Below are 332 nucleotides of genomic sequence, written 5' to 3' on the forward strand. Positions count from 1 at the left end.
CATAGAGGGCCAGACTATGCCCTATAACGGCGACAAACAAACGGCACTTAAAAGACTTTACGATATAGCTTACTCAAGGCAAAGTTATCCGCTAACCAACGGAAACGGCAAATATTTCGGCAGGTTTGCGGTTATTAAAATAAGCGAAAAACAAGCCGTATTTACCCCAAACGGAGCGTTTTTTACACAGAGCTTTAGTTTGGAGCTTAGGAGAGATTATGACTAAAATTTACATAGCTAAAGACGGTGATAGGCTTGATACTATCGTCTATAACCATTACGGGCATCTAAGATTTTTCGAGCAAGTATTAGCTCTAAATCCAAAACTAGCC

General features: G+C 40.1%; 2 protein-coding genes. Both read left to right on the forward strand.

All coding sequences use genetic code 11. The features are described from left to right. Positions 1-226 (forward strand): phage tail protein (locus UNSWCS_RS11170; RefSeq protein WP_035144201.1); only part of this gene is annotated, 226 nt, incomplete at its 5' end. After that, positions 219-332, forward strand: a 114-nt coding sequence (locus UNSWCS_RS11745; protein WP_035144202.1) for a tail protein X, incomplete at its 3' end; no start/stop codon positions are given. The genes UNSWCS_RS11170 and UNSWCS_RS11745, both read left to right, overlap by 8 nt.

The organism is Campylobacter concisus UNSWCS (genome assembly GCF_000466685.1).
Lineage (GTDB): Bacteria > Campylobacterota > Campylobacteria > Campylobacterales > Campylobacteraceae > Campylobacter_A > Campylobacter_A concisus_A.